The sequence below is a fragment of the Flavobacterium sp. genome (assembly GCF_040382755.1).
GTDB lineage: Bacteria > Bacteroidota > Bacteroidia > Flavobacteriales > Flavobacteriaceae > Flavobacterium.
The window spans coordinates 1-1,121 of sequence record NZ_JBEIET010000293.1; the positions used below are offsets into that span (position 1 = coordinate 1).

A 1,121-nucleotide genomic window follows, 5' to 3' on the forward strand; every position below is an offset into this window, starting at 1 on the left:
CTTGGTCAAAAGTTTCCGAAAACTTCAGAAGTTTCACAAGAAAAGTTGGGATGAAGCCAAGGATCTCTGGGTTCAGCAATCCCTGGACAAAGAAGAAAAAGAAAATGCTCTCGAAGAACTGGCTCTATTCGAGATCTATTGTTCCCTTATCTTGTTTTCTTGTCATCCCTTATATGAGTTCATGTCAGTCAGGGAAATCGAAAGACTTGAATTCCCTCTATCTCGTTTCGCTAGACTGATTATAAAACGTTTAGTGGTTTCGGGTGACTGCATTGGCTATTGTCCTAATTAAATGATCATTCTTGTAGTTGGTGAGAAAATAAACAAGTCGAATAGTTTCACATCGATTTTATTTATTTCGAATTTTGAAAGCATGGATTTTTACCAAAATAGGGATATTTATCACAAAAGCCTTTTTTGTACTAATCTAGGAAATAATTTTTTATTTGGTTTTTCTAAAATTTTATTAGTTTTTATTAGTTTTTATTTGGTTTTATAATTTTTATTGGGTTTTATGGTTTTTCTTTTTCAATCTACAGGCTTTTTTAGTTTTGTTTTCATCTCTCTCATCTGGGATTTTTAAGTTTTTTATGGTGAATTTTGAAAGGTTTTTTAGGGTAATTTTCGGGAAAGAAAAGTTTGTAATTTTTACACTATTTCTGTCTCCTCGTTAAGAGCAATTGTGTCATTTAGCTGTGAAAGGTTGAAATGGTGATTAAAAGAATCTCTGATCTCGTACCTAAAATACCAAATTATTAGTAAAATGTTGAGAATAACGAGGGTAAAATAAATGATGAGAAAGATCAAAAATGCATCCCAAGAATCCATGGTATAAATAGGGTTTTTTAATCTGCCAAAATTTTCAAAACATTAAATCTTAGTCCGGTATCAGGTTAAATGGTCAAAATTTCAATTTTCAATTTCACTGTTTTTCACTCCTCATTTTGATCTGGGGATATGAATAGGAGGGGTTGAGCCCTGAGGGATTGAAAGTCCCCATTTTGGGACCTCCTGTCTGAGCTCATAGTCTCTTATATTTACCCCGAACACTGGAGTTTGCTGAAGTGCAGCCTTACGGGTGTCCAACAGGTTATTGTAGGCGACCTCGAAGTCCCCCATGA

General features: G+C 34.2%; 1 protein-coding gene. It reads left to right on the forward strand.

Annotation, left to right across the window (positions count from 1 at the left end; translation table 11 throughout):
• Positions 1 to 292 (forward strand): hypothetical protein (locus ABWO04_RS12085; RefSeq protein ID WP_353079927.1); only part of this gene is annotated, 292 nt, incomplete at its 5' end.
• Positions 293 to 1,121: the final 829 nt, after the last annotated feature.